The organism is Alkalihalobacillus phoenicis (assembly GCF_047302405.1).
Lineage (GTDB): Bacteria > Bacillota > Bacilli > Bacillales > Bacillaceae_D > Alkalihalobacillus.
Genome location: NZ_CP154853.1, coordinates 2,160,599 through 2,183,689, shown reverse-complemented (window position 1 = coordinate 2,183,689; position 23,091 = coordinate 2,160,599). Strand labels below are relative to the sequence as shown.

Here is a 23,091-nt window from a genome sequence, read left to right as displayed (position 1 = left end):
GTAGGAAGTGGTGCAATTGATTCGAAATATTAACGTTTTAGTTGTTGATGATTCTGCTTTTATGAGAAGGCTCATAAGTGAAATGTTAAATGCTGATCCGCAAATAAACGTAATTGGTACAGCTAAAAATGGTCAAGAGGCTCTTGCGAAAAGAGAACAATTGAAGCCAGATGTGGTGACACTTGATGTGGAAATGCCTGTTATGAACGGGCTCGAAACTTTAAAACAGATCATGAAAACGAATCCTTGTCCGATTATTATGTTAAGTAGCACAACGAGCGAAGGTGCGGAAAATACGTTGCTTGCGATGGAGTATGGGGCCGTAGATTTTGTCGCCAAAACACCTGGTCCTATTTCGTTAGATTTAAAAAAAATTGAAGCCGAACTTCGAGAGAAAGTAAAATGTGCAGCAAAGGTAAGGAACCTAAGGGATCCGTCTATTGAGACAATCAAAATGAAACCTAAAAAAGTCACCTATTCTTTGGAAGGCAAGCCTGTAAATAAGTTGGTTCTAATCGGGACATCAACAGGAGGACCAAAGGCGTTAAAGGAGGTGCTCCCAGCCCTTCCCAAAAACTACCCTTACCCGATTCTTGTTGTCCAGCATATGCCGGCAGGATTTACAAAATCTTTAGCAAACCGATTAAATTCTTTATCAGAAATTGAGGTTAAAGAAGCAGAACAAGGAGAGAGAATAGAGGCTGGTATCGCTTATATTGCTCCAGGCGACTCACATTTAGAAATAAAAAGAATAAATGGAGATCTATATGCTGATTTAACAAAAGAAGAACCCATTCGAGGGTTAAGACCAGCTGTTGACTGTTTGTTTCATTCGGTCGCAAAAATAGCAAAATTACAAGTTTTGGCTATTATTTTAACAGGGATGGGAGCAGACGGTACAGACGGGCTTTATGGTTTGAAAAAAACTCATTCAGTCTACGCTCTAGCAGAGTCAGAAAAAACATGTGTTGTGTTTGGAATGCCAAAAGTCGCTATTAAATCGAAGCTTATTGATAAAGTTATTGATTTAGAGCAAGTCTCAGATGAAATTATTCATTTTGTTGAAAGAAAAGGAGTTTAAAAGATGACCTTTTTAGATTCGTTACGTTCTCATCATTTTGATATTTTAAAAGAAGTTGGAAATATAGGTGCAGCACATGCTGCGACCGCATTATCAAAACTAATCGATACAAAAATTGAAATGAATGTTCCTGCCGTCCGCCTCGTCTCCTTTCAAGATTTACCGGAAACCGTTGGTGGGGCGGAGACGGAAGTCGTGGCGATCTTTTTGAGGTTTGCCGGAGATGCGTCTGGAAGCATGTTTTTTTTAACGAGTATATTAGATGCTGAGAGATTTGTGACAAAGCTTATCCACAAACCTTTTCATTTAATGGGGGAAAATGAAATCGAGGAAATGGGCATTTCGGCCTTGCATGAATTAGGAAATATCCTTGCTGGTTCTTATTTATCTGCCTTTTCTGATTTTACGAACCTCAGTTTATTTCCTACAGTCCCTCAAGTGAGTGTTGATATGGCGGGAGCGATTGTACATTACGGGGTATTAACGGTATCAGAGGTTTCCGATTATGCGATCTTAATAGAAACCGATATGGTCGATGTAAAAAATAAGCAGCAGCCTATTAATGGGCAATTTTTCTTCATTCCAGATCCGTTGTCTTTTGAAGTGATCTTTCGTTCATTAGGAGTGTCCATTCATGAATAATGTAACGAAAGTCGGAATGGCTGATTATAACACGGTTGAACCTCCAAAAACGATTCGTACATTAGGTCTTGGTTCCTGTGTAGGGGTTGTCTTATATGATGAACGAACGCTTGTGGCTGGGATGGCCCATATTATGCTCCCAGATTCTACTCAAGCTACAAGTCATTCGCAAAATCGAGCTAAATACGCGGATACGGCCATTAGTGATTTAATCGAACAAATGGTTAAGCTTGGAGCCAAGGTAAATCAGATGTACGCGAAAATTGCTGGAGGTGCACAAATGTTTACTTTTACTCAAGGGGTAGACATGATGCGAATTGGACCTAGAAATGTCGAAGCTGTTAAGAGAATTCTTGCCGAATATCAAATTCCGATAAAGGCAGAAGATGTTGGGGGAAAAAGCGGGAGAACGATTGAGTTTAACCCAACAACTAAAAGATTGCACATTCGAACCGTACACGCTGGAACAAAAGAAATTTAAACGGATAATGATACGAAGGAGAGATATAAATGGCTCAATTAATCATAGAGGACGATAAAAAACTATGGGAACAATGGTTAAAAAATAAAGACCGAGATGCCTGTGACGACCTTGTCAGATTACACTTGCCACTCGTTCAGTATCATGTTCAACGCATTGCCGTTGGGTTGCCTAAAAATGTTAACCGGGATGATTTATATAGCCATGGCCATTTTGGTTTGTTTGATGCCTTAGAAAAATTTAACCCTGAACGGGATTTGAAGTTTGATACGTATGCTTCTTTTCGCATTCGTGGGGCGATTTTAGATGGTTTACGAAAAGCCGATTGGTTACCACGCTCGATGCGTGAAAAAGTAAAAAAAGTAGAGGGAACAACAGAAAAGTTGGAACAATTATATGGTCGAAATGTGACAGCAGAGGAAGTAGCGTCCCATTTAGAAATGTCTGTTGATGAAGTGACTCAAATTTTAATGGAACAATTCACGGCAAACATGTTGTCGATTGATGAATTTACAAAGGAACAAGATAAATCAGATACATTTATGTCGACGATTGTTGATGAAAAGACCTTAACGCCAGAACAGACATTAATGGCTGACTTTACGAAAAGTGAATTGGTTCTATTAATCAAAAAATTAACAGAAAAAGAACAATTAGTCATAAGTTTGTTTTATTATGAAGGGCTGACTTTAACGGAAATTGGTCAAATTATGGAGTTATCGACATCAAGAATATCTCAAATTCATTCGAAAGCCATTTTTAGATTAAAACAAGCTTTCAAAAGACAGCAGCATGATCATTAAATCTATTGCTTTAGCATTCTCGGATTCATATTGACATTAATTATTTACTCAACTTTCGCAGCGTATAATTGATCCTTAACCGTTGATAGAGTTTGACTTTAGGTCGATACAAGACTCAAATTGACTTTACATGAACGGTTCAATCATTGACAGTCTGAACACATCTCTTCGTAGGCTGTTGAAGGAAACTGTTCACTAAAATGAGGCTCCTCCGGCTGTCGCTACCAAAACCATACTCCGCGTCCTTGCCGAGAACCTGGCGAGCCTCCTCGGCAAGCCTTGCGGGGTCTCGCTCCACGGTTTATTCCCGCGGGAGTCTCCGTATGGTTTTGTCCGCTAAGTGTAGGGGAGATGCTTGATGATAGGGCCATTCTCAATCAGCTATTTCTAACGCAGAAGAACCTTCTTTTTCACTTTGTTGGTTATGGAACTAAATAGGGAGTTGCCACCTATTTTTTTCCTAAGTCTGCCGTCATGAAAAGATATGATTCAAATCGAAACAAGCTCGATCATCTAGCTAACGTACAGAGCATCCACACTGATTTGTTTACAACTGTAACGGAATTAATCATTGAAGGAGAAAAAATCATTCTCAAGCTAATGTCCTTTGAAGTCATGACTGTTTTTTTATTCAATGAGAAAACCGAACCTAGATTCGATTCCATGATCTAGCGGACAAACAGACACGGAGACTCCCGCCGGAATAAACCGTCCAATGAGACCCCGCAAGCGTGAAACGCTGAGGAGGCTCATGAGGTTCCGGCAGGACGCGGAGTGTCTGTTTGGGAGCGATCGCCGGAGGGCATGAAACAAGTAGATCATAAATCACTCCCATGTCTGGTGTCTGTTTGGTAGCGACCGCCGGAGGGCCTATTATTTTTTTTCTTACTGTGCAATTTTTTCTTGATGCACAGTTTATCCGTTTTGTGTGATAGTACGTTCTCGCTTTTTAAACGTGTCAAGGGCATTTGTTTAAGAGCTTCCCTTTCGCTCTGCCAACTCGTTGAACGGATTTTCTCGATGCGAAAGTTGAGTTATTTAAAAATGAAAATTTTCTAAAACATCTCGAATAGTCGATAGAGGAGTTGATGTCATTGCACGCCTTGGAACCTTATTTTTCACTTCAAATTAATCGAAATAAAATGGAAGTCTATCTCCATCAAAAAGAACCTATTGGTAATAGTGAAACGGTAAATGAAGAAAATTTAAATCATTTTTTATTGGAAAAAGGAATTCAATACGGTATAGATAGGCAAGTGATCAAAAACGTCATTGAAAATCAAATGAACGATTTTGAACCAAAGTTAATTGCAAAAGGTCAAGAACCGACTAACGGAAAAGATGCCTACTTGTCTTTATTTTTGAACACAAAAAAAGAACAGCTAGTAGATATCAATCAAGATGTGCATACGGTTGATTTAAAAGATGTTCTTGAAATTCCTGCTGTTGAAGCCGGAGCCAAATTAGCTCAGAAAATCGCTGCTACAAAAGGGATGGATGGGCTAGATGTTTATGGGAATAACGTCGAAGCGAAACGTGGCAAGGATTTTCAGCTTAGAACAGGCAAGAATACGAGACTAGACGAGAACACTCAAACCCTTTTTTCGATCGTAAATGGACAAGTCTCCTTTACTAAAAAAACCGTTCATGTTTACCCGGTTTATGAAGTGAAAGGAGATGTTGGGACTAAAACGGGAAATATTAATTTTATTGGAAACGTCCACATTCGCGGTAGCGTCCCAACTGGTTTTAAAATTACGGCCGGTGGAGATATTAGAATTTCTGGTACTGTGGAAGGAGCAGAACTGGACGCGGGAGGTTCGATTTATGTCGGAGCCGGTATTGTTGGCCAGAAAAAAAGTCAAATCAAAGCTAAAGGTTCTCTCCACACGACTTTTATTAATGAAGGAAATATTGAAGTTGAGGATTCGATTTATGTCACTCAATCGATTTTACATAGTTATTGTTACGCTTTTTCGGAAATCGTTTGTATAAAGGGGAAAGGCAACATCGTGGGAGGAAGTATATCAGCTGGCTTTAAGATCCATGCAAATGAATTCGGAAATGCGATGCATACCAAAACAGAGCTTTATGTTGGTCCGTCTGAAAAGGCTGTTAACCAACAAAAGGAAATGGAAATGTTCCTAAAAGAAACGAATGAAAATATTAATAAGTCCTCCAAGTTGCTCAAAATACTAGTGGAAAAAGAAAAAAGATCTGGTGCTTTACAAGGGAAAGAGAAACTTCATAAACTTAAGGTTTTGCATTATTTAAAAGAGTCTATCACAAAACGTGACCAATTAGAGGAAAATTTGTTAGAATTAAGAGGGAGTGTTCAAGGTCAAATTTTGGGGTATATAAAATGTGAGAGAATGATTTATCCTAATGTAAATGTTCATTTTGGTAAATATCGTCGTAAATTATCCTCATCTTACCCTAAAACGCAAATTGCCTTAATGGAAAATGAGATAACGATCTCGATGTTAAAATGAGGAGGAGTGACAAATGAGCCTTCGTCCAGTTGAAATGCAAGGTTCGTATCCACATTCACAAAAAACAGGGAAAATCCAAGAACAAATGCAACAGCGTTTTCAAATAAGGCAAGATATGCTTGCACAAGAGCAAGCGGAATTGGAACGACAAAAAAGAAAGATGATCATGCAATCAGAAGAAACGGCAAACTCGAAAATTATGGATGAACAAAAAGAACAAAAAGAACAAAAAGAGCAAAAAGATAGATCTGAGCAACAAAGCAAAAAAAGAGAAGTCCAACAAGAAAAAACAAAGCAATCGAACCACCCTTACAAAGGGAAGTTTATTGATTTTTCGGGCTGAGAGGAAGTACGATGACATTTTTAGTAGGAATTAGTTTTATCATTCATATTGTAGTTGCCCTTATCCTCTTTTCATTCAAAAACAGAATCGCTCAATTAGAGCAAGAAAACGAAAAGTTGAAGCGGTTAAAAGCAGATATTCAAGATTCATTAATGTTGCATACGAGCCAAATAAAAAAAGATAATGACGCCCTTATTCAAAGCTTAAACCATCAGCGGGTTGCATTGGGAAATCAAAAAGTAGAAAGACATACTGAAACCGAATCGAAACGTTCAAACGTACAATTATCCGAGCAGGCACCACCAGTGGCCATACAGCATAAAAGCACAAAACAGGAACCTTTAAAAGAAATACCTAAAAAAAGTTCTTTCATAGCTGAACTAAAAAATGCAGAAGCCAATAGCTACCCTGCTTATGAACCTCCTGTTGATGAAGCAGTTGATGGGGTCGTATTTGAGCAATCGTTAACGGTGAAGGTTTTAACATTATCAAAGCAAGGTCTCTCTGTAGAGGAGATTGCCAAACAATTAAAAGTAGGTAAAGGAGAAGTTCAACTTATTTTGAATTTTTATCGCTAACATTTACTTGCAAGGAAACCATCATTATGGTATATTAATTGACGGTGTTAATCACACACGCATGCTGATTTGGACATTGGTGCTGTTTTGACAGTTTTGTTCAAATATGAAGGATGCGGAGGAAAATAAAAAACCAATCATAAGGAGGTGTTTGATGTGGCAGTGATTTCCATGAAACAATTACTAGAAGCTGGGGTACACTTCGGTCACCAAACTCGTCGTTGGAACCCAAAAATGGATCGCTACATCTTCACGGAGCGTAACGGTATTTACATTATCGATTTACAAAAAACAGTTAAGAAAGTTGACGAAGCGTATAACTTTGTTCGTAACTTAGCTGCTGACGGAGGAAAAATCCTTTTCGTTGGAACAAAAAAACAAGCACAAGATTCAGTGAAAGAAGAAGCTGAACGTTGTGGTATGTACTTCATCAACCAACGTTGGTTAGGTGGTACATTAACAAACTTCGAAACGATTCAAAAGCGTATTACGCGTTTGAAAAAACTTGAGAAAATGCAAGAAGATGGTACATTTGATGTACTTCCTAAAAAAGAAGTTATCTTATTAAACAAAGAAATGGATCGTCTTGAGAAATTCTTAGGTGGAATTAAAGACATGCCAGGAGTTCCTGATGCATTGTTTGTTATTGACCCACGTAAAGAACGTATTGCAATTGCGGAAGCTCACAAATTGAACATTCCAATTGTTGCGATCGTAGATACAAACTGTGATCCAGATGAAATTGATTATGTAATCCCAGGTAACGATGACGCAATTCGTGCCGTTAAACTTCTAACTGCAAAAATGGCTGATGCTGTGATTGAAGCAACAACTGCTGAAGAGGCGGAAGAAGTTGAAGTAGAAGAAACAACGACTGCTTAATTTTATTTACTTTGACTAAAGGGTGGTAAAGGGGGTTACCCTTTTCCGCCCTTTTTTTACACAAGAGGAAAATATAAATTAAGAGTAGAGAGTAAAACGATGAGTTTTCGTTAAAGTTTCTAACAGGGATATAGTGATTGTATGCGTTAGAATGAGGAAAGATGCTATATTTCCCTAAAAATGAGAATTACATATGGGGAAAGCAGTTATAAATGTTTGAACCATAATAATGTTGAACATACTTAAGTTTGAGGAGGCGTATTTGAATGGCAATTACAGCTAGCATGGTTAAAGAATTGCGTGAAAAAACAGGCGCAGGAATGATGGATTGTAAAAAAGCATTAACAGAAGTTGATGGTGATATGGATAAAGCAATTGACCTTTTACGTGAAAAAGGGATTGCCAAAGCAGCTAAAAAAGCAGATCGTATCGCAGCAGAAGGTTTAACATTTGTTAAATCGGAAGGAAATAAAGCGGTTCTTATTGAAGTAAACTCTGAAACAGACTTTGTTGCAAAAAACGAAGCGTTCCAAACATTAGTTAAGGAACTTGCAGAGCATGTACTAGAGCAAAATCCAGCAGATGCTGCTGAAGCGTTAACTCAACCTTTCAAAGGTGATGGCCCTAATTTAGAAGAGCATATCAACTCAGCTGTTGCAAAAATCGGAGAAAAAATTACGCTACGTCGTTTCACTATCGTAGAAAAAACAGATGCAGATGCATTTGGTGAGTACTTACACATGGGCGGACGTATTGGAGTATTAACCGTACTTAATGGAACAACTGACAGTGCTCTTGCAAAAGATATTGCGATGCATGTTGCAGCGATCAACCCAACTTACGTAGATCGTACAGCTGTATCTGAAGAAACAGTTAACCACGAGCGTGAAATTTTAAAACAACAAGCACTTAACGAAGGCAAACCAGAAAAAATCGTTGAGAAAATGGTTGAAGGTCGTTTAAGCAAGTTCTTTGAACAAGTATGTTTAGTTGACCAACCTTTCGTTAAAGACGGTGACCAAAAAGTTGGCAAGTTCCTTCAAAATAAAGGAGCTACTGTTCAATCTTTCATCCGTTATGAAGTGGGAGAAGGTCTTGAGAAAAGAGAAGAGAACTTCGCTGATGAAGTTATGTCTCAAGTAAAGAAATAATTCAAGATAAGGGGCACATTAGCTAGTGTCCCTTTTTTCAAGGTAATTAAAGATTTTTAGTACGAATTATTTCGCACTTTTACACTTTTCTATTCGCGATTTTTATGGAGGTCATCATGCAAAAATTTAATCGAGTTGTTTTAAAATTAAGTGGTGAAGCATTGGCAGGGGAACAAGGCTATGGAATTGATCCATCTGTCATTCAATCGATCGCTTCACAAATTAAGGAAATTGTAGAGTTAGATGTGGAAGTTGCTGTTGTTGTTGGTGGCGGCAATATCTGGCGTGGAATGGCGGGTAGTGCAAAAGGAATGGACCGGGCAACTGCTGACTATATGGGAATGCTTGCAACGGTTATGAATTCTTTGGCCCTACAAGATAGTCTTGAAGATATCGAGGTAGAATCGCGTGTGCAAACATCGATCGAAATGCGTCAAGTAGCCGAACCATATATTCGTCGTAAAGCAATTCGTCATCTAGAAAAGAAACGTGTCGTTATTTTTGCGGCAGGGACAGGTAATCCGTATTTCTCTACAGATACAACAGCTGCCTTACGTGCGGCTGAAATCGAAGCAGAAGTAATTTTGATGGCTAAAAATAAAGTAGATGGTGTTTATAGTGCTGACCCATCGGTTGATGAAAATGCAAAAAAATATTCAACATTAACATATATGGATGTATTAAAAGAAGGGTTGGCTGTGATGGATTCAACCGCTTCGTCATTATGTATGGATAATAATATACCATTAGTCGTCTTCTCCATTATGGAAGAAGGAAATATTAAACGAGCTGTACTAGGTGAAGAGATTGGTACAGTAGTTAGGGGGAAATAAGATGTCACAAGAAATTCTAAAAAATGCTGAAGGCCGAATGACAAAAGCAATTGATGCCCTAAATCGCGAACTTGCGAAATTACGTGCAGGACGTGCAAATCCAGCTTTATTAGATCGGGTTACTGTTGAATATTACGGTGCGGAAACACCACTAAATCAATTAGCAACCATTTCGGTACCAGAAGCTCGTTTGCTTGTCATCCAACCTTTTGATAAGTCATCTATTAGTGATGTCGAAAGAGCGATCATGAAAGCTGATTTAGGTTTGACACCTTCCAATGACGGAACGATTATTCGTATTCAAATTCCCGCTTTAACAGAAGAGCGTCGAAAAGAGCTTGTGAAACTTGTAAAACGCTCAGCTGAAGAAGCGAAGGTTGCTGTCCGTAACGTTCGTCGTGATGCGAATGATGAACTGAAAAAATCTCAAAAAGATGGCGATATGACAGAAGATGATTTACGCCGTGAGACAGACGAGGTTCAAAAGCTAACAGATAAAACGATTGATAAAGTGGATGCTGTTGCTGCAAACAAAGAAAAAGAAATTATGGAAGTCTAAGCGAATTAGTTGTAAACTAGATGAAGAATAAAGACCCTCTTTTTTTAGGGGGTTTTTTACACTTTTTCTCATAAGAACGATTTGGAAAGAAGCGAGGCAGTGATCCAGCTGCGCGTAGATGGAGGGCAGACGGATGCTTGATAGATTTTCTAAATGGAGAGCAAAGGAAAAGAATTCAAGTGAAGCAGCAGCTCAGCTTGAACACGTTAACATTCCAGAGCATGTCGCAATCATTATGGATGGAAATGGAAGATGGGCGAAGAAAAAAGGACTTCCTCGTGTTGCAGGGCATCGTGAAGGGATGAAAGTTGTTAATAAAATTGTACGTAAAGCAAATGATGTAGGCGTAAAAGTCCTAACATTATACGCGTTTTCAACGGAAAATTGGAAAAGGCCAAAAACAGAAGTGGACTTTTTGTTGCGCTTACCTGAACGATATTTAAATAGTGAACTCCCGACATTAAAAAAAGAAAATGTGAAGGTGCGTTTAATGGGAAGTCTTGATAATTTACCAGACTATACATTGCGTGCAGTAAGGCAAGCGGTTGAGGAAACAAAAGATAATACTGGGCTCATTCTTAATTTCGCTTTAAATTATGGTAGCCGTTTTGAAATGCTTGAAGCGATTAAACAAATTAGTGAAGAAGTTAAAGCAGGAAATTTACAATCAACTGATATAAATGAAGAATTAATGCAAAACTATTTAATGACCGCGCAATTATCAGATCCCGACTTATTAATTAGGACAAGTGGAGAAATTCGCTTGAGTAATTTTATGCTTTGGCAAGCAGCTTATAGTGAATTATGGTTTACAGATGTTTTATGGCCAGATTTTAATGAACATCACTTTACAGAAGCGATTGCCGTCTATCAAAAAAGAGCAAGGCGCTACGGGGGCGTGTAAATAAAGGAGGCGGCAATACTTATGAAACAGAGAATCATTACAGGGGTTATCGGTGGAGCTTTATTTATTAGTTTGGTTATTGCAGGGGGCTGGCTTTTTTCAACGTTTATTTTTATCGTTGCATCTGTTGCGATGACAGAGCTTTTAAAAATGAAGAAAATTTCACCATTCTCTGTAATGGGATTAATAAGCTTAGGCTCCATGTGGCTGTTGCTCATTCCATCCACATGGTTTGATACAGTCGTAACGATTCAATTTACTAAAATTGAAACATTTGTTTTTTTGATTTTATTTTTGCTTATGTTAACAGTTCTTTCGAAAAATAAATTTACTTTTGATGAAGTTGGCTTTGTCGTATTATCGTCGGTTTATGTTGGTTTTGGTTTTCATTATTTATTAATGACACGAGAAATCGCCGATATTGGTATGTGGTTAGTCTTTTTTGTCCTTATTATTATTTGGACAACTGATTCAGGAGCTTATTTTATTGGCAGAGCATTTGGAAAACATAAGTTATGGCCAGATATTAGTCCAAAGAAGACGATAGAAGGTGCAATTGGTGGCATTATAAGTGCGGTTGTGTTAGGAACTGCTTTTTATTGGTTCTTCCCGATTTTTGATAATTACTTTATCGCCCTATTTGTGATGTTAGTTGCCTCCACATTTGGACAATTAGGGGATCTGGTGGAATCAGCTTTAAAACGACATTATTCAGTTAAAGATTCAGGAACGGTATTACCTGGGCATGGTGGAATTTTAGATCGTTTTGATAGTTTAATTTACGTAATGCCGATTTTACATCTTCTCCAATTAATCTAAATATAAAATGTGATATTTTGAACTGAGGGTGAATAATGGTGAAGAAGATAGGACTGCTTGGCTCAACGGGTTCAATCGGGACGCAAACATTAGATGTGATTCGTGAGCACCCAGAACAGTTTTTATTAATTTCGATGTCTGCTGGTCGAAATATTGATTTGGCCAAAAAGCAAATTCAAGAATTTAAGCCAAAACTTGTCTCGGTTTTATCGGACGAGGATAAGGAAAAATTGAGATTAGAATTTGGTGATAAAGTAGAGGTTGTTGCGGGACATGAAGGATTAGTCGAAGTGGCTGTACATCATGAGGTTGATATATTAGTCAATGCGGTAATTGGGAGTGTCGGATTAAAACCAACTCTTGCAGCCATTGAAGAGAAAAAACAAATAGCGATTGCGAACAAAGAAACATTAGTGACAGCAGGCCATCTTGTCACAGAAGCTGCTAATCGTAATGGGGTAACTCTATTACCAGTTGATAGTGAGCATTCTGCCATTTTTCAAGCGTTAAATGGTGAAAGAGCAATGGACATTGAGAGGCTCATTTTAACTGCTTCAGGTGGAAGCTTTCGTGATTTAACGAGAGATGCTTTAAAGAATGTGACGGTCGAACAAGCCTTGAATCATCCGAATTGGTCAATGGGAGCAAAGATTACGATCGATTCAGCGACGATGATGAATAAAGGGCTTGAAGTCATAGAAGCCCATTGGCTTTTTAACATACCATATGAACAAATTGATGTCCTTTTACATAAAGAAAGCATTATTCATTCAATGGTGGAGTTTCACGATAAGAGCGTGATGGCTCAACTAGGAACTCCCGACATGCGTGTTCCGATTCAATACGCTTTAACCTATCCCAAAAGACTTGAAAGATTAAATGGAGAAAGGTTAAACTTATGGGATATAGGCACATTGAATTTTGCTAGATTGGATTTTGAACGTTATCGCTCGATTGCTTACGCATATGAAGCGGGAAAAAAAGGTGGCTCTTTTCCAACCGTATTGAATGCTGCGAATGAGGAAGCTGTTGCGGCTTTTTTAAATAAAAGAATAAGCTTTTTAGAGATAGAACGTTTAATTGAACAAGCATTGGAATATCATGTAGGAATAAAGCAACCAACTCTTGAAGAGATTATAGAAATTGATCAACAATCAAGAGACTTTATCCACTCTAAAATTGATTAAGGAAAGGTGGAGAACGAGTAATTGGAAACGTTACTTTCTTTTATATTAGTTTTTGGTTTACTTGTATTTATTCATGAATGGGGACATCTTTATTTTGCAAAAAGAGCGGGTATTCTATGCCGTGAATTTGCTATTGGGTTTGGACCTAAAATCTTTTCTTTTGAACGAAATGAAACAGTTTATACGATTCGGATGCTTCCACTTGGTGGGTATGTACGAATGGCGGGTGAAGAACCCGAAACGATTGAAATCAAACCGGGCTATGATATTGGACTTGTTTTTAATGAGCAAAATAAAGTCAAAGAGATTATTATCAATAATAAATCCAAACATCCTGAAGCAACGGTCGTTCAAGTGGAAAGAATTGATTTAGAGCATGATTTAGTCGTTGAAGCTTTTAATGAGTTTGAAGAGAAAGTAACGTTTGAAGTTGATGAAAAAGCAAAGATTATTCACGATGAAATTCCAACACAAATCGCACCTTGGAACCGTCAATTTGGCTCTAAATCGGTCGGAAAACGTGCGTTAACGATTTTTGCTGGACCGATGATGAACTTTCTTTTAGCTTTTGTTTTATTTGCTTTAGTTTCTTTGATGCAAGGAGTGCCAGTCGATGAAGCGAGAATTGGAACATTGACTGAGGATGGTGTTGCTAGAGAAGCAGGGCTTTTAAAAGGGGATGAAGTTCAGTCTATTGATGGTACTCCTGTCCATACTTGGGATGAGATGACGTCTGTTATTCAAGCAAATCCAAATCAAGAAATCGATTTTGTGATTAGTCGTGAAGGTGAAACACAGACCATCACATTAACGCCACAAGTTCGTGAAAGTCTTGAGGGAGAACCTGAAGGAGTGGTAGGGATTCACCAGCCAACAGAGTTTTCTATCTTAGGTGCTTTACAATACGGTGTAACCCAAACCTACACATTTACAACGATGATATTTGAAGTCCTTGGCCTAATTATTACGGGTGAATTTTCGATGGATTATATCGCAGGGCCTGTTGGGATTTATGACTATACAGGTCAAGCAGCTGCCCTTGGAATTTTTGTATTAATGCAATGGTCAGCCGCTTTAAGTGTTAACTTAGGTGTTATTAACCTTTTACCGATTCCAGCAATGGACGGGGGAAGACTTGTCTTTTTAGGATTAGAAGCTTTAAGAGGAAAACCGATTGATCCGCAAAAAGAAGGAATGGTTCATTTTATCGGTTTTGCTTTATTGTTTTTACTAGTCATTGTCGTAACATGGAATGATATTAATCGCTTATTTATGTAGTAATTCTAAAGTGCAACACAGCGGATATAGAAGAATTCAAACGAGAAATGCCATCGCTCACGGGATTTTCGGTAGATGCCACTGAAAAAGTTCCCAGCTCAACTTTGACGAGAAAGAATTCTAGATAATTAGGATATTTATTAGAGTGTCAATCATAGTATCAAACAGTTTCCATTTACCAAAACGGAGCCAGCGCAATACCCGGAGACTCCTGCGGGAGAAGTGAAACACGGGAGACCCCACAGCGATGAGCGAGGAGGCTCCCGGTTCACCCGCGGAACGCGTAGGGTATGGAACTGGTGGAGTATAGCTAACTAATGAAACCATTTTTAACGACTAGACCGTTTTTCTGTATCTCCTGTCCGCTATTGACAGAGATTAATATATTGAAGAAGACAAATAGCTATACATTAAGATAAAGTTTACGGTTAGAAAGGACTTTGTTTATGAAACAATCATCATTTTTATTGCCAACTTTAAGGGATGTTCCATCTGATGCTGAAGTGAAAAGCCATCAATTAATGCTTCGAGCTGGAATGATGAAACAAATTGCAGCTGGGGTCTATGCTTATTTACCTTTAGCAAAGCGAGTGATTCAAAAGGTAGAAAATGTTGTTCGAGAAGAAATGAATAAAACGGGGGCACAAGAGTTAACAATGCCTACTCTACACCCTTCAGAACTTTGGCAAGAAACAGGACGTTGGGACAAAATGGGTGGAGAACTCATTCGTTTACAAGACCGTCATAATCGTGACTTTGCTCTTGGTCCAACACATGAAGAAGTGATTACATCCATTGTACGAGACTATATTCAGTCGTATAAAAAACTACCGATCAATCTTTATCAAATTCAAACGAAATTTCGTGATGAAAGAAGACCTCGTTTCGGATTATTAAGAGGTCGAGAATTTATTATGAAAGATGCTTACTCTTTTCATGCAACGAGTGAATCGCTTGATGAAGAGTATCAAGCGATGTATGACGCTTATTCAAATGTCTTTACGAGAGTGGGTCTAAGCTTTCGACCAGTAATTGCTGATTCTGGAGCAATGGGTGGAAAAGATACACATGAGTTTATGGCTCTTGCTGATGTCGGTGAAGATACGATCGCCTACTCAGATTCTTCGGATTATGCGGCCAACATTGAAATGGCTGCAGTTAAAGTGGAAGAGCCTACAAGTGTAGCTGAAATGGTTGAGCTTGTGAAGGTTCAGACAGGAGAAGCGAAAACAATTGAGGAAGTAGTAAGTGAATTAAAAGTGGAAACAAAATCGGTTATTAAATCATTGCTTGTTAAAGTCGATGATGAAATGATTTTAGTGCTCATTCGTGGCGATCACGAATTAAATGAAGTTAAATTGAAGCATGCTTTAGAAGCAAAAGATATACGTTTTGCATCAGATGCCGAAGTTGAACAAGTAATGGGGGTAGCTGCTGGTACTATTGGGCCAGTTGGTGCAAATGTAAAAGTTGTGGCGGATTATGCAGTAAAAGCAATGGCAAATAGTGTTTGTGGAGCAAATGAAAAAGAAGCTCATTATACTGGGGTTAATGCAGAGCGTGATTATCAAGTGAGCCAATATGCTGATCTCCGTTTTATTCAAGAAGGAGAGCCTTCACCAGATGGTAAGGGAACAATTCAATTTGCTCAAGGAATTGAAGTTGGCCAAGTCTTTAAACTAGGAACCTTTTATTCTGAAAGTATGGGAGCAAATGTACTTGATGAAAATGGTAAATCTAAACCGATCCTAATGGGTTGTTATGGTATCGGTGTATCTCGTACGGTTGCCGCTATTATTGAGCAACATCATGATGAGAATGGGATCATTTGGCCATACGAGGTGGCACCATTCCAAATCCATTTACTCGCTATGAACAGTAAAAATGCTGAACAAAAAGAATTAGCCGATCATTTGTACACTTTACTTCAAAGCAAAGGCTATGAAGTATTATACGATGACCGTCCAGAAAGAGCAGGAGTCAAATTTAAAGACTCTGACTTAATTGGTTTACCAATCCGAATTGCGGTTGGCAAACGTGCCTCTGAAGGAATCGTCGAGCTAAAAATGAGGAAATCAGGTGAAATGGTCGAAGTGGCTATTCCTGAGATTGAAGAGCTTATTTCCAATAAAGTGTTAGAATTAAAAGGTCAAGCCTAAAATAGTCATTGATTTTATGTAAATATGAGAAGGGTATCTCACGATTCTGAGATACCCTCTCTTTTCTAAAAGACGGTTACTAAGCATTGCCCAAGCTCGTGGAACAGCTGAAGACTTCCTGTTGTAGGATATAGCCGCTGTCCAATGCCTAGTTTTGGCTTCCTCCCTGGAGACATTACGCTTTCCGAGGGCGACAGTGGAGGCTCCTTGTAAAAATGCTGGGTCGTCCCCTAGTCTAATCTAAGGCCATTGAAAAAGAAGGGTTCTATGATTAAAGGAGAAGTAACTTAATCCAAAATTATTTTTCATTAACCAAAACGGAGCCAGCGTAATACCCGGAGACTCCTGCGGGAGAAGTGAAACACGGGAGACCCCGCAGCAAAGCGAGGAGGCTCCCGGTTCACCCGCGGAACGCGTAGGGTATGGAGCTGGTGGAGTAAACTAACTAATATAACCATATATTAACGAGTAAATCATTTGACAGTGGCTTCGTTAGTAAGGTGGTTCATGCTGATACTTAATCGCTGTAAATATGATTAGAACGCAAATCAAATGATAACAACGCAAATCAAATGATAACAACCAATACCAAAAAACCCTTATGAAATGGAAGAAGGGAGAAGAACAATGGTACAAGCAGACGGACAAATAAGGAAAGAACGATTTCAATTATTATTGCAACAAATTCAATTGCCTGAGCAGTTAGTTGAGATGTATTTTAAAGACGGGCAAATTCAAAAACTATCGATTTTTCGTGAACAAAAAAAATGGCATTTTCTTTTTCATATTCCTTCATTAATACCAGCAAATGTGTATCAAATTCTTGCGGGACGATTAGTCGATACGTTTCAAAATATTGCCACCGTTTCATTTTCCATTCAATATGATCAAGTCGAATTAGCTGATAAAGAGTGGAGCGGTTACTGGCCACTCATCGTTGAGAGACTACAAAACATTTCAAATGGTTTAAGAGAACTTTTACAAAACCAAATACCAAAATTTGATGGGAAACGATTAGTCATCACCGTGAGAAATGAAACAGAGGCTGTTGCATTAAAAAGGAAATTAAATGAACCTCTACGTGAAGCATTAGAGCAACTTTCGCTACCTCAAGTGACCATTGATGCTCATATTAATGAATCCAAAAAAGAATTTGAACGATTTATTGAACAAAGAGAACAAGAAGATCACTCTAAAGTTGTCGAGGCGATCCTTGAGAAGAAAAAACAAGAAAAAGAAACAGAGAATCAGCTTAAAGGACAAGCGCTTACACTCGGATATCCGATTAAAGATGAACCGATCCCACTTGAATCGATTATGGATGAAGAGCGTCGTGTGACTGTTCAAGGGTATGTCTTTGCTGCTGAAACACGTGAACTTCGTAGTGGACGTACATTACTTACTTTTAAAATAACCGATTATACGGATTCCATTTTAATTAAAATTTTCTCACGAGATAAAGAAGATATTCCGTTATTACAATCTGTAAAAAAAGGAATGTGGCTTAAAGTTCGTGGTGGTATTCAAATGGATACGTTTGTTCGGGATTTAGTTATGATCGCCAATGATATTAATGAAGTGAGCCCAATTGAAAGAGTAGACCAAGGGGAAGACGGTCAAAAACGAGTGGAGTTACATTTACATACGACAATGAGTCAAATGGATGGAATCGTCTCAGCAGGTCGGTATGTAGAACAAGCGGCGAAGTGGGGCCATAAAGCGATTGCGATCACCGATCATGGGGTCGTTCAATCCTTCCCAGAAGCCTATTCATCTGGAAAAAAGAACGGAGTCAAAATTCTCTACGGCTTAGAAGCAAATCTAGTTGATGACGGTGTACCTATTGCCTATAACGAACATGATTTAGAACTATATGATGCTGAATATGTCGTTTTTGACGTTGAAACGACCGGTTTATCGGCTGTTTACAATACAATCATTGAGCTAGCCGCCGTTAAAGTGAAAAATGGAGAGATTATCGATCGATTTGAATCATTTGCTGACCCACATGAACCTTTAACGAATACGATCATTGAATTAACAGGGATTACGGATGATATGGTCAAAGGAGCACCTGAAATAGAGGATGTTCTAAAGAAATTTAAAGCATGGGTTGGAGAGGCAGTACTCGTCGCTCATAACGCAAGCTTTGATATGGGTTTTTTAAATGTCGGTTACCAAAAAAGTGGACTACCGGAAGCCACCAACCCGGTCATCGATACACTTGAGCTCGGACGGTTCCTATACCCAGAGTTAAAAAATCACCGTTTAAATACGTTATGTAAAAAATTCGATATTGAACTTGTTAGTCATCACCGTGCGATTTATGATGCAGAAGCGACAGGATATCTTTTATGGAAAATGGTTCGTGATGCAGTTGAGAAAGAGATTGTTAAACATAATCAACTTAATGAACATATGGGGCAAGGGAATTTCCATCGTCAACGCCCTTCCCATTGTATTATTTTAGCAGAAACGCAAGAAGGGCTAAAAAATCTCTATCAGCTCGTTACTATGTCCCATGTCAACTATTATTTCCGAACGCCGAGAATTCCTCGTTCCCAATTGCAAAAGCTGAGAAAAGGTTTACTAATTGGTTCAGCCTGTGATAAAGGTGAGGTTTTTGAAGGGATGATGCAAAAATCACCAGATGAAGTGGAGGAAATTGCACGCTTTTACGATTATTTAGAAGTACAGCCACTCGGCAACTACCGTCACTTAATCGAAAGAGAACTCGTCAAAAATGAATCATCGTTACGTGAGATTGTTCAAAACATTGTGAAGCTCGGAGAAAAGTTAAATAAACCAGTTGTTGCAACAGGAAATGTTCATTATTTAGATGAAGAGGATTATATTTATCGTAAAATTTTAATCGCTTCTCAAGGGGGAGCCAACCCGCTTAATAAACAAACTTTGCCACAGGTTCATTTCCGAACAACTGATGAAATGGTCCAAGAATTTCAATTTTTAGGCAATGATATCGCCAAAAAAATTGTGATTGAAACACCGAATCAACTGGCAGAGCAAATTGAAGAGATTCATCCGATCCCTGATGAATTATATACACCTAAAATTGAAGGGGCGGATGATGAAGTCAGACAAATGAGTTATGACAGAGCGAGAATGATTTATGGGGAAGAATTGCCGGAAATCGTTGAAGCACGAATTGAAAAGGAATTAAAAAGTATTATCGGTCATGGGTTTGCCGTCATTTATTTAATCTCACATAAGCTCGTCAAGAAATCATTAATTGATGGATATCTTGTAGGTTCTCGTGGTTCAGTTGGTTCCTCATTTGTTGCGACGATGACAGAAATAACTGAAGTTAATCCATTACCGCCACATTATGTCTGTCCAAATTGCCATCATTCATACTTTTTTAATGATGGGTCGGTTGGTTCTGGATATGATTTACCTGATAAAGATTGCCCTGAGTGCGGGACGGCTTATGTCAAAGATGGACAAGATATTCCGTTTGAAACGTTTTTAGGTTTTAAGGGAGATAAAGTACCGGATATTGATTTGAACTTCTCAGGTGCGTATCAGCCAAGAGCTCACCATTATACAAAAGAGCTTTTTGGTGAAGAATATGTTTATCGTGCCGGGACGATTGGCACAGTTGCTGAAAAAACCGCTTACGGCTATGTAAAGGGATATCAAGGTGATCATGACCTCCATATGCGTGGAGCGGAGATTGACCGATTGGTTTCGGGTTGTACTGGGGTGAAAAGGACAACTGGGCAACATCCAGGCGGGATTATTGTTGTTCCAGATTATATGGACATCCATGATTTTTGCCCGATCCAATTCCCAGCTGACGATCAAAAAGCAGAATGGAAAACAACCCATTTTGATTTCCATTCCATCCACGATAACTTATTAAAGCTTGATATTCTCGGACACGATGATCCGACCGTTATTCGGATGCTTCAAGATTTAAGTGGCATCGATCCTAAGACGATCCCAACAGATGATCCTGAAGTCATGAAGATTTTTAGTGGGCCAGAAGTGTTAGGGGTAACGGAAGAGCAAATTTTATGTAAAACGGGAACTCTCGGGATTCCAGAGTTTGGAACGCGATTTGTACGACAAATGTTAGAAGAAACGAAGCCGAGTACATTTTCAGAGCTCGTGCAGATTTCAGGACTTTCACATGGGACAGATGTTTGGTTAAATAATGCCAATGAGCTTATTTATAATGGGACATGTGAACTGAAGGATGTAATTGGTTGTCGTGATGATATTATGGTTTATTTAATTTATAAAGGGCTTGAACCTTCATTGGCTTTTAAAATTATGGAGTCTGTCCGTAAAGGAAAGGGGCTTCAGCCTGAGTGGATTGAATCCATGAAAGAAAATAATGTGCCAGATTGGTATATTGGTTCGTGTTTGAAGATTAAATATATGTTCCCGAAGGCCCATGCCGCCGCCTACGTATTAATGGCTGTTCGGATTGCTTATTTTAAAGTTCATCATCCGATTTTATACTATGCATCTTATTTTACCGTTCGTGCGGATGACTTTGATTTGGATACGATGATTAAAGGTGCAGCCGCAATCAAAGCAAAAATTGAGGAAATTAATCAAAAAGGTTTGGATGCTGCTCCAAAAGAAAAAGCCGTATTAACCGTCTTAGAACTTGCCTTAGAAATGGTCGAGCGGGGTTATTCTTTTAAAAAGGTGGAGCTTTATCGCTCAAGTGCAACGGAATTTATCGTCGATGGAAAGGAACTTTTACCACCTTTTAATGCGATGACAGGTGTTGGGACGAATGCGGCCCTTAATATTGTCAAGGCGAGACAAGATCGAGAGTTTTTATCAAAAGAAGATTTGCAACAAAGAAGTAAGTTAACAAAAACCGTTTTAGAGAGTTTAGATGATCATGGTTGTTTAGAAGGCTTACCTGATTCTAATCAGTTGTCTTTATTCTAAGAGGTACTAGCCGTGTCAAGTTGCAAACCGATAAGGATTATGATATTCTGATAATGGTAATACTTAGAATAACGGTCCGAGAAAGAGTGGGGAAACCCACTCTTTCGTTGTTGGTTGGGGGCAATTTTTAAGTGTTCAAGAACTAAACGTTAGAATTGGTAGGGTTTCTATTACGGAGGAAGTTATGTTTTAACGTTACGCAACCCACCTTTTGAGCTATGAATGTTGATTGTGATTTAGAAGGAGGGTTTGATGTGAGTAACAAAGTAACAGATGTTGTTGCTGAACTTGTAAGTCCTATCTTAGAAGACTTAAACTTAGAGTTAGTTGAAGTGGAGTTTAAAAAAGAAGGACCCAATTGGTTTTTGCGTGTTTTTATAGATTCTGAAACAGGTGTTGATTTAGAGGATTGTAGTGCTGTTAGTGAAAAATTGAGTGAGGTTCTAGACGAAACTGATCCGATTGAACAAGCTTATTTTTTGGAAGTATCTTCCCCCGGAGCTGAACGTCCACTAAAAACAAAACAGGATCTTGAAAAAGCCGTTGGTAAATACATTCATGTTTCCACTTATGAAATGCTCGATGGTCAAAAAGTTTTTGAAGGTGATTTACTTTCATTTGATGGGGAAAACTTATCAGTAGAAATGAAAATTAAAACACGTAAAAAAATAATTGAAATTCCTTATGAAAAAGTAGCAAAAGTTAGGCTGGCAATCAAATTATAATGACAAGATGAAAAATGAAGATCGTCTTTTTCGAAAAGAAATTTAAAGAAGAAGTTTAGATTTTGATTATTTGAAAGGGGGAAATGAAATCCATGAATAGTGAATTTATGGATGCATTAACAACATTAGAAAAAGAAAAGGGGATTGGCAAGGAAGTTATTATTGAAGCGATTGAAGCAGCATTAATTTCCGGTTATAAGCGAAACTTCAATTCTGCTCAAAATGTTCGTGTTGATGTTGACCGTGATAATGGGCGTATCCGCGTATTTGCAAGAAAAACGGTCGTTGAGGAAGTTTTTGATGCAAGGTTAGAAATCGCTTTAGACGAAGCGAAAAAAATTCACCCAAGTTATGAAGTGGATGATATTGTTGAAATTGAAGTAACCCCAAAAGATTTTGGTCGCATCGCAGCTCAAACCGCTAAACAAGTTGTTACACAACGTGTTCGAGAAGCGGAACGTGGTATTATTTATGCGGACTTTATCGATCGTGAAGAAGACATTATGACAGGAATTGTTCAACGACAAGACCACCGTTTTATTTATGTCGACTTAGGAAAAGTAGAGGCTTTATTGCCGGTGAATGAACAGATGCCGAATGAAACCTATGCTCATAATGATCGAATAAAAGCGTATATTACAAAAGTGGAAAAAACGACAAAGGGTCCGCAAATTTTAATCTCTAGAACACACCCTGGCCTTCTTAAACGTTTATTTGAACTTGAAGTACCAGAGATTTATGATGGAACAGTCGAGATTAAATCAGTTTCTCGTGAAGCAGGAGATCGTTCTAAAATTGCGGTTCATGCAGATAATCCAGAAGTAGACCCAGTAGGTGCCTGTGTTGGGCCAAAAGGTGGGCGTGTCCAAACGATTGTCAACGAGTTAAAAGGGGAAAAAATTGATATCGTTCGCTGGTCAGAAGACCCAGTTGAGTATGTGGCCAATGCTTTAAGCCCTTCAAAAGTCGTTCAAGTGAATGTCAATGAAGAAGAGAAGATGACCCAAGTCATTGTACCTGATTATCAACTTTCATTAGCGATCGGTAAACGAGGCCAAAACGCCAGACTTGCCGCCAAGCTAACAGGTTGGAAAATTGACATTAAGAGTGAGTCAGAAGCAAAAGAATTAGGCTTATTAACAGAAACAGACTTGCTCGAAAACGATGATTTAATCAACGAAGAATCTTATGATGAAGCAGAAGCAGCTTATTCTGTTGATTCAGATTCCAAGCTTGATTAAA

General features: G+C 38.5%; 19 protein-coding genes. All 19 read left to right on the top strand.

Annotated features, from left to right (window positions below; all coding sequences use genetic code 11):
• Positions 1-16: 16 nt before the first annotated feature.
• The 19 genes from AA0017_RS10340 to nusA all read left to right on the top strand — a co-directional run bounded on the left by AA0017_RS10340 (position 17) and on the right by nusA (position 23,090).
• Positions 17-1,081: a protein-glutamate methylesterase/protein-glutamine glutaminase gene (locus AA0017_RS10340; protein WP_413381567.1), complete on the top strand. Its 1,065-nt coding sequence runs from the start codon at positions 17-19 to the stop codon at positions 1,079-1,081.
• A 3-nt stretch (positions 1,082-1,084) separates the two neighbouring features.
• Positions 1,085-1,723 carry a chemotaxis protein CheC gene (locus AA0017_RS10335; protein ID WP_413381565.1) on the top strand — a complete coding sequence of 213 codons (639 nt, stop codon included), beginning with the start codon at positions 1,085-1,087 and terminating at the stop codon, positions 1,721-1,723.
• The gene (locus AA0017_RS10330) at positions 1,716-2,204 is read left to right on the top strand and encodes a chemotaxis protein CheD (RefSeq protein WP_413381563.1); all 489 of its coding nucleotides are present in this window, start codon (positions 1,716-1,718) and stop codon (positions 2,202-2,204) included. Before AA0017_RS10335 ends, AA0017_RS10330 begins: the two co-directional genes overlap by 8 nt.
• A 29-nt stretch (positions 2,205-2,233) precedes the next feature.
• Positions 2,234-3,007 (top strand): FliA/WhiG family RNA polymerase sigma factor, encoded by a 774-nt coding sequence (locus AA0017_RS10325; protein WP_413381561.1) that lies wholly within the window; start codon positions 2,234-2,236, stop codon positions 3,005-3,007.
• Positions 3,008-4,101: 1,094 nt separating this feature from the next.
• Complete coding sequence (locus tag AA0017_RS10320; protein ID WP_413381559.1) at positions 4,102-5,499, top strand: DUF342 domain-containing protein; 1,398 nt, start codon at positions 4,102-4,104, stop codon at positions 5,497-5,499.
• A gap of 13 nt (positions 5,500-5,512) precedes the next feature.
• On the top strand, positions 5,513-5,842 hold the full coding sequence (locus AA0017_RS10315; protein ID WP_413381557.1) for a hypothetical protein: 330 nt from the start codon (positions 5,513-5,515) through the stop codon (positions 5,840-5,842).
• A gap of 11 nt (positions 5,843-5,853) precedes the next feature.
• Entirely contained in the window at positions 5,854-6,420 is a 567-nt protein-coding gene (locus AA0017_RS10310) for a DUF6115 domain-containing protein (protein ID WP_413381555.1), read from the top strand.
• Between the two features lie 156 nt (positions 6,421-6,576).
• Complete coding sequence (rpsB, locus tag AA0017_RS10305) at positions 6,577-7,302, top strand: 30S ribosomal protein S2 (protein ID WP_003320647.1); 726 nt, start codon at positions 6,577-6,579, stop codon at positions 7,300-7,302.
• A 266-nt stretch (positions 7,303-7,568) separates the two neighbouring features.
• Positions 7,569-8,453, top strand: a complete 885-nt coding sequence (tsf, locus tag AA0017_RS10300) for a translation elongation factor Ts (RefSeq protein WP_413381553.1) — start codon at positions 7,569-7,571, stop codon at positions 8,451-8,453.
• Positions 8,454-8,569: 116 nt separating this feature from the next.
• Entirely contained in the window at positions 8,570-9,286 is a 717-nt protein-coding gene (pyrH, locus tag AA0017_RS10295; protein WP_413381551.1) for a UMP kinase, read from the top strand.
• Between the two features lies 1 nt (position 9,287).
• Positions 9,288-9,845 carry a ribosome recycling factor gene (frr, locus tag AA0017_RS10290; RefSeq protein WP_413381549.1) on the top strand — a complete coding sequence of 186 codons (558 nt, stop codon included), beginning with the start codon at positions 9,288-9,290 and terminating at the stop codon, positions 9,843-9,845.
• Positions 9,846-9,978: 133 nt separating this feature from the next.
• The gene (locus tag AA0017_RS10285; RefSeq protein WP_413381547.1) at positions 9,979-10,749 is read left to right on the top strand and encodes an isoprenyl transferase; all 771 of its coding nucleotides are present in this window, start codon (positions 9,979-9,981) and stop codon (positions 10,747-10,749) included.
• Positions 10,750-10,770: 21 nt separating this feature from the next.
• A complete protein-coding gene (locus tag AA0017_RS10280) occupies positions 10,771-11,568 on the top strand; it encodes a phosphatidate cytidylyltransferase (RefSeq protein WP_413381545.1) in 798 nt (265 codons plus the stop codon).
• A 38-nt stretch (positions 11,569-11,606) separates the two neighbouring features.
• The gene (gene dxr / locus AA0017_RS10275; protein ID WP_413382549.1) at positions 11,607-12,755 is read left to right on the top strand and encodes a 1-deoxy-D-xylulose-5-phosphate reductoisomerase; all 1,149 of its coding nucleotides are present in this window, start codon (positions 11,607-11,609) and stop codon (positions 12,753-12,755) included.
• A 21-nt stretch (positions 12,756-12,776) separates the two neighbouring features.
• Positions 12,777-14,033, top strand: a complete 1,257-nt coding sequence (gene rseP / locus AA0017_RS10270; protein WP_413381543.1) for an RIP metalloprotease RseP — start codon at positions 12,777-12,779, stop codon at positions 14,031-14,033.
• Between the two features lie 446 nt (positions 14,034-14,479).
• The gene (locus AA0017_RS10265; protein WP_413381541.1) at positions 14,480-16,192 is read left to right on the top strand and encodes a proline--tRNA ligase; all 1,713 of its coding nucleotides are present in this window, start codon (positions 14,480-14,482) and stop codon (positions 16,190-16,192) included.
• 627 nt (positions 16,193-16,819) lie between these two features.
• The gene (locus tag AA0017_RS10260; RefSeq protein WP_413381539.1) at positions 16,820-21,124 is read left to right on the top strand and encodes a PolC-type DNA polymerase III; all 4,305 of its coding nucleotides are present in this window, start codon (positions 16,820-16,822) and stop codon (positions 21,122-21,124) included.
• A gap of 254 nt (positions 21,125-21,378) precedes the next feature.
• Entirely contained in the window at positions 21,379-21,849 is a 471-nt protein-coding gene (gene rimP / locus AA0017_RS10255; protein ID WP_413381537.1) for a ribosome maturation factor RimP, read from the top strand.
• Between the two features lie 92 nt (positions 21,850-21,941).
• Positions 21,942-23,090: a transcription termination factor NusA gene (gene nusA, locus AA0017_RS10250; protein WP_413381536.1), complete on the top strand. Its 1,149-nt coding sequence runs from the start codon at positions 21,942-21,944 to the stop codon at positions 23,088-23,090.
• Position 23,091 lies beyond the last annotated feature (1 nt).

Excerpts from the sequence above, each read along its gene's own strand:
- AA0017_RS10335 (WP_413381565.1), top strand. The coding sequence starts at position 1,085 with ATGACCTTTTTAGATTCGTTACGTTCTCATCATTTTGATATTTTAAAA.
- AA0017_RS10330 (WP_413381563.1), top strand. The coding sequence starts at position 1,716 with ATGAATAATGTAACGAAAGTCGGAATGGCTGATTATAACACGGTTGAA.
- AA0017_RS10325 (WP_413381561.1), top strand. The coding sequence starts at position 2,234 with ATGGCTCAATTAATCATAGAGGACGATAAAAAACTATGGGAACAATGG.
- AA0017_RS10315 (WP_413381557.1), top strand. The coding sequence starts at position 5,513 with ATGAGCCTTCGTCCAGTTGAAATGCAAGGTTCGTATCCACATTCACAA.
- AA0017_RS10310 (WP_413381555.1), top strand. The coding sequence starts at position 5,854 with ATGACATTTTTAGTAGGAATTAGTTTTATCATTCATATTGTAGTTGCC.
- tsf (WP_413381553.1), top strand. The coding sequence starts at position 7,569 with ATGGCAATTACAGCTAGCATGGTTAAAGAATTGCGTGAAAAAACAGGC.
- pyrH (WP_413381551.1), top strand. The coding sequence starts at position 8,570 with ATGCAAAAATTTAATCGAGTTGTTTTAAAATTAAGTGGTGAAGCATTG.
- frr (WP_413381549.1), top strand. The coding sequence starts at position 9,288 with ATGTCACAAGAAATTCTAAAAAATGCTGAAGGCCGAATGACAAAAGCA.
- AA0017_RS10285 (WP_413381547.1), top strand. The coding sequence starts at position 9,979 with ATGCTTGATAGATTTTCTAAATGGAGAGCAAAGGAAAAGAATTCAAGT.
- AA0017_RS10280 (WP_413381545.1), top strand. The coding sequence starts at position 10,771 with ATGAAACAGAGAATCATTACAGGGGTTATCGGTGGAGCTTTATTTATT.
- AA0017_RS10265 (WP_413381541.1), top strand. The coding sequence starts at position 14,480 with ATGAAACAATCATCATTTTTATTGCCAACTTTAAGGGATGTTCCATCT.
- AA0017_RS10260 (WP_413381539.1), top strand. The coding sequence starts at position 16,820 with ATGGTACAAGCAGACGGACAAATAAGGAAAGAACGATTTCAATTATTA.
- nusA (WP_413381536.1), top strand. The coding sequence starts at position 21,942 with ATGAATAGTGAATTTATGGATGCATTAACAACATTAGAAAAAGAAAAG.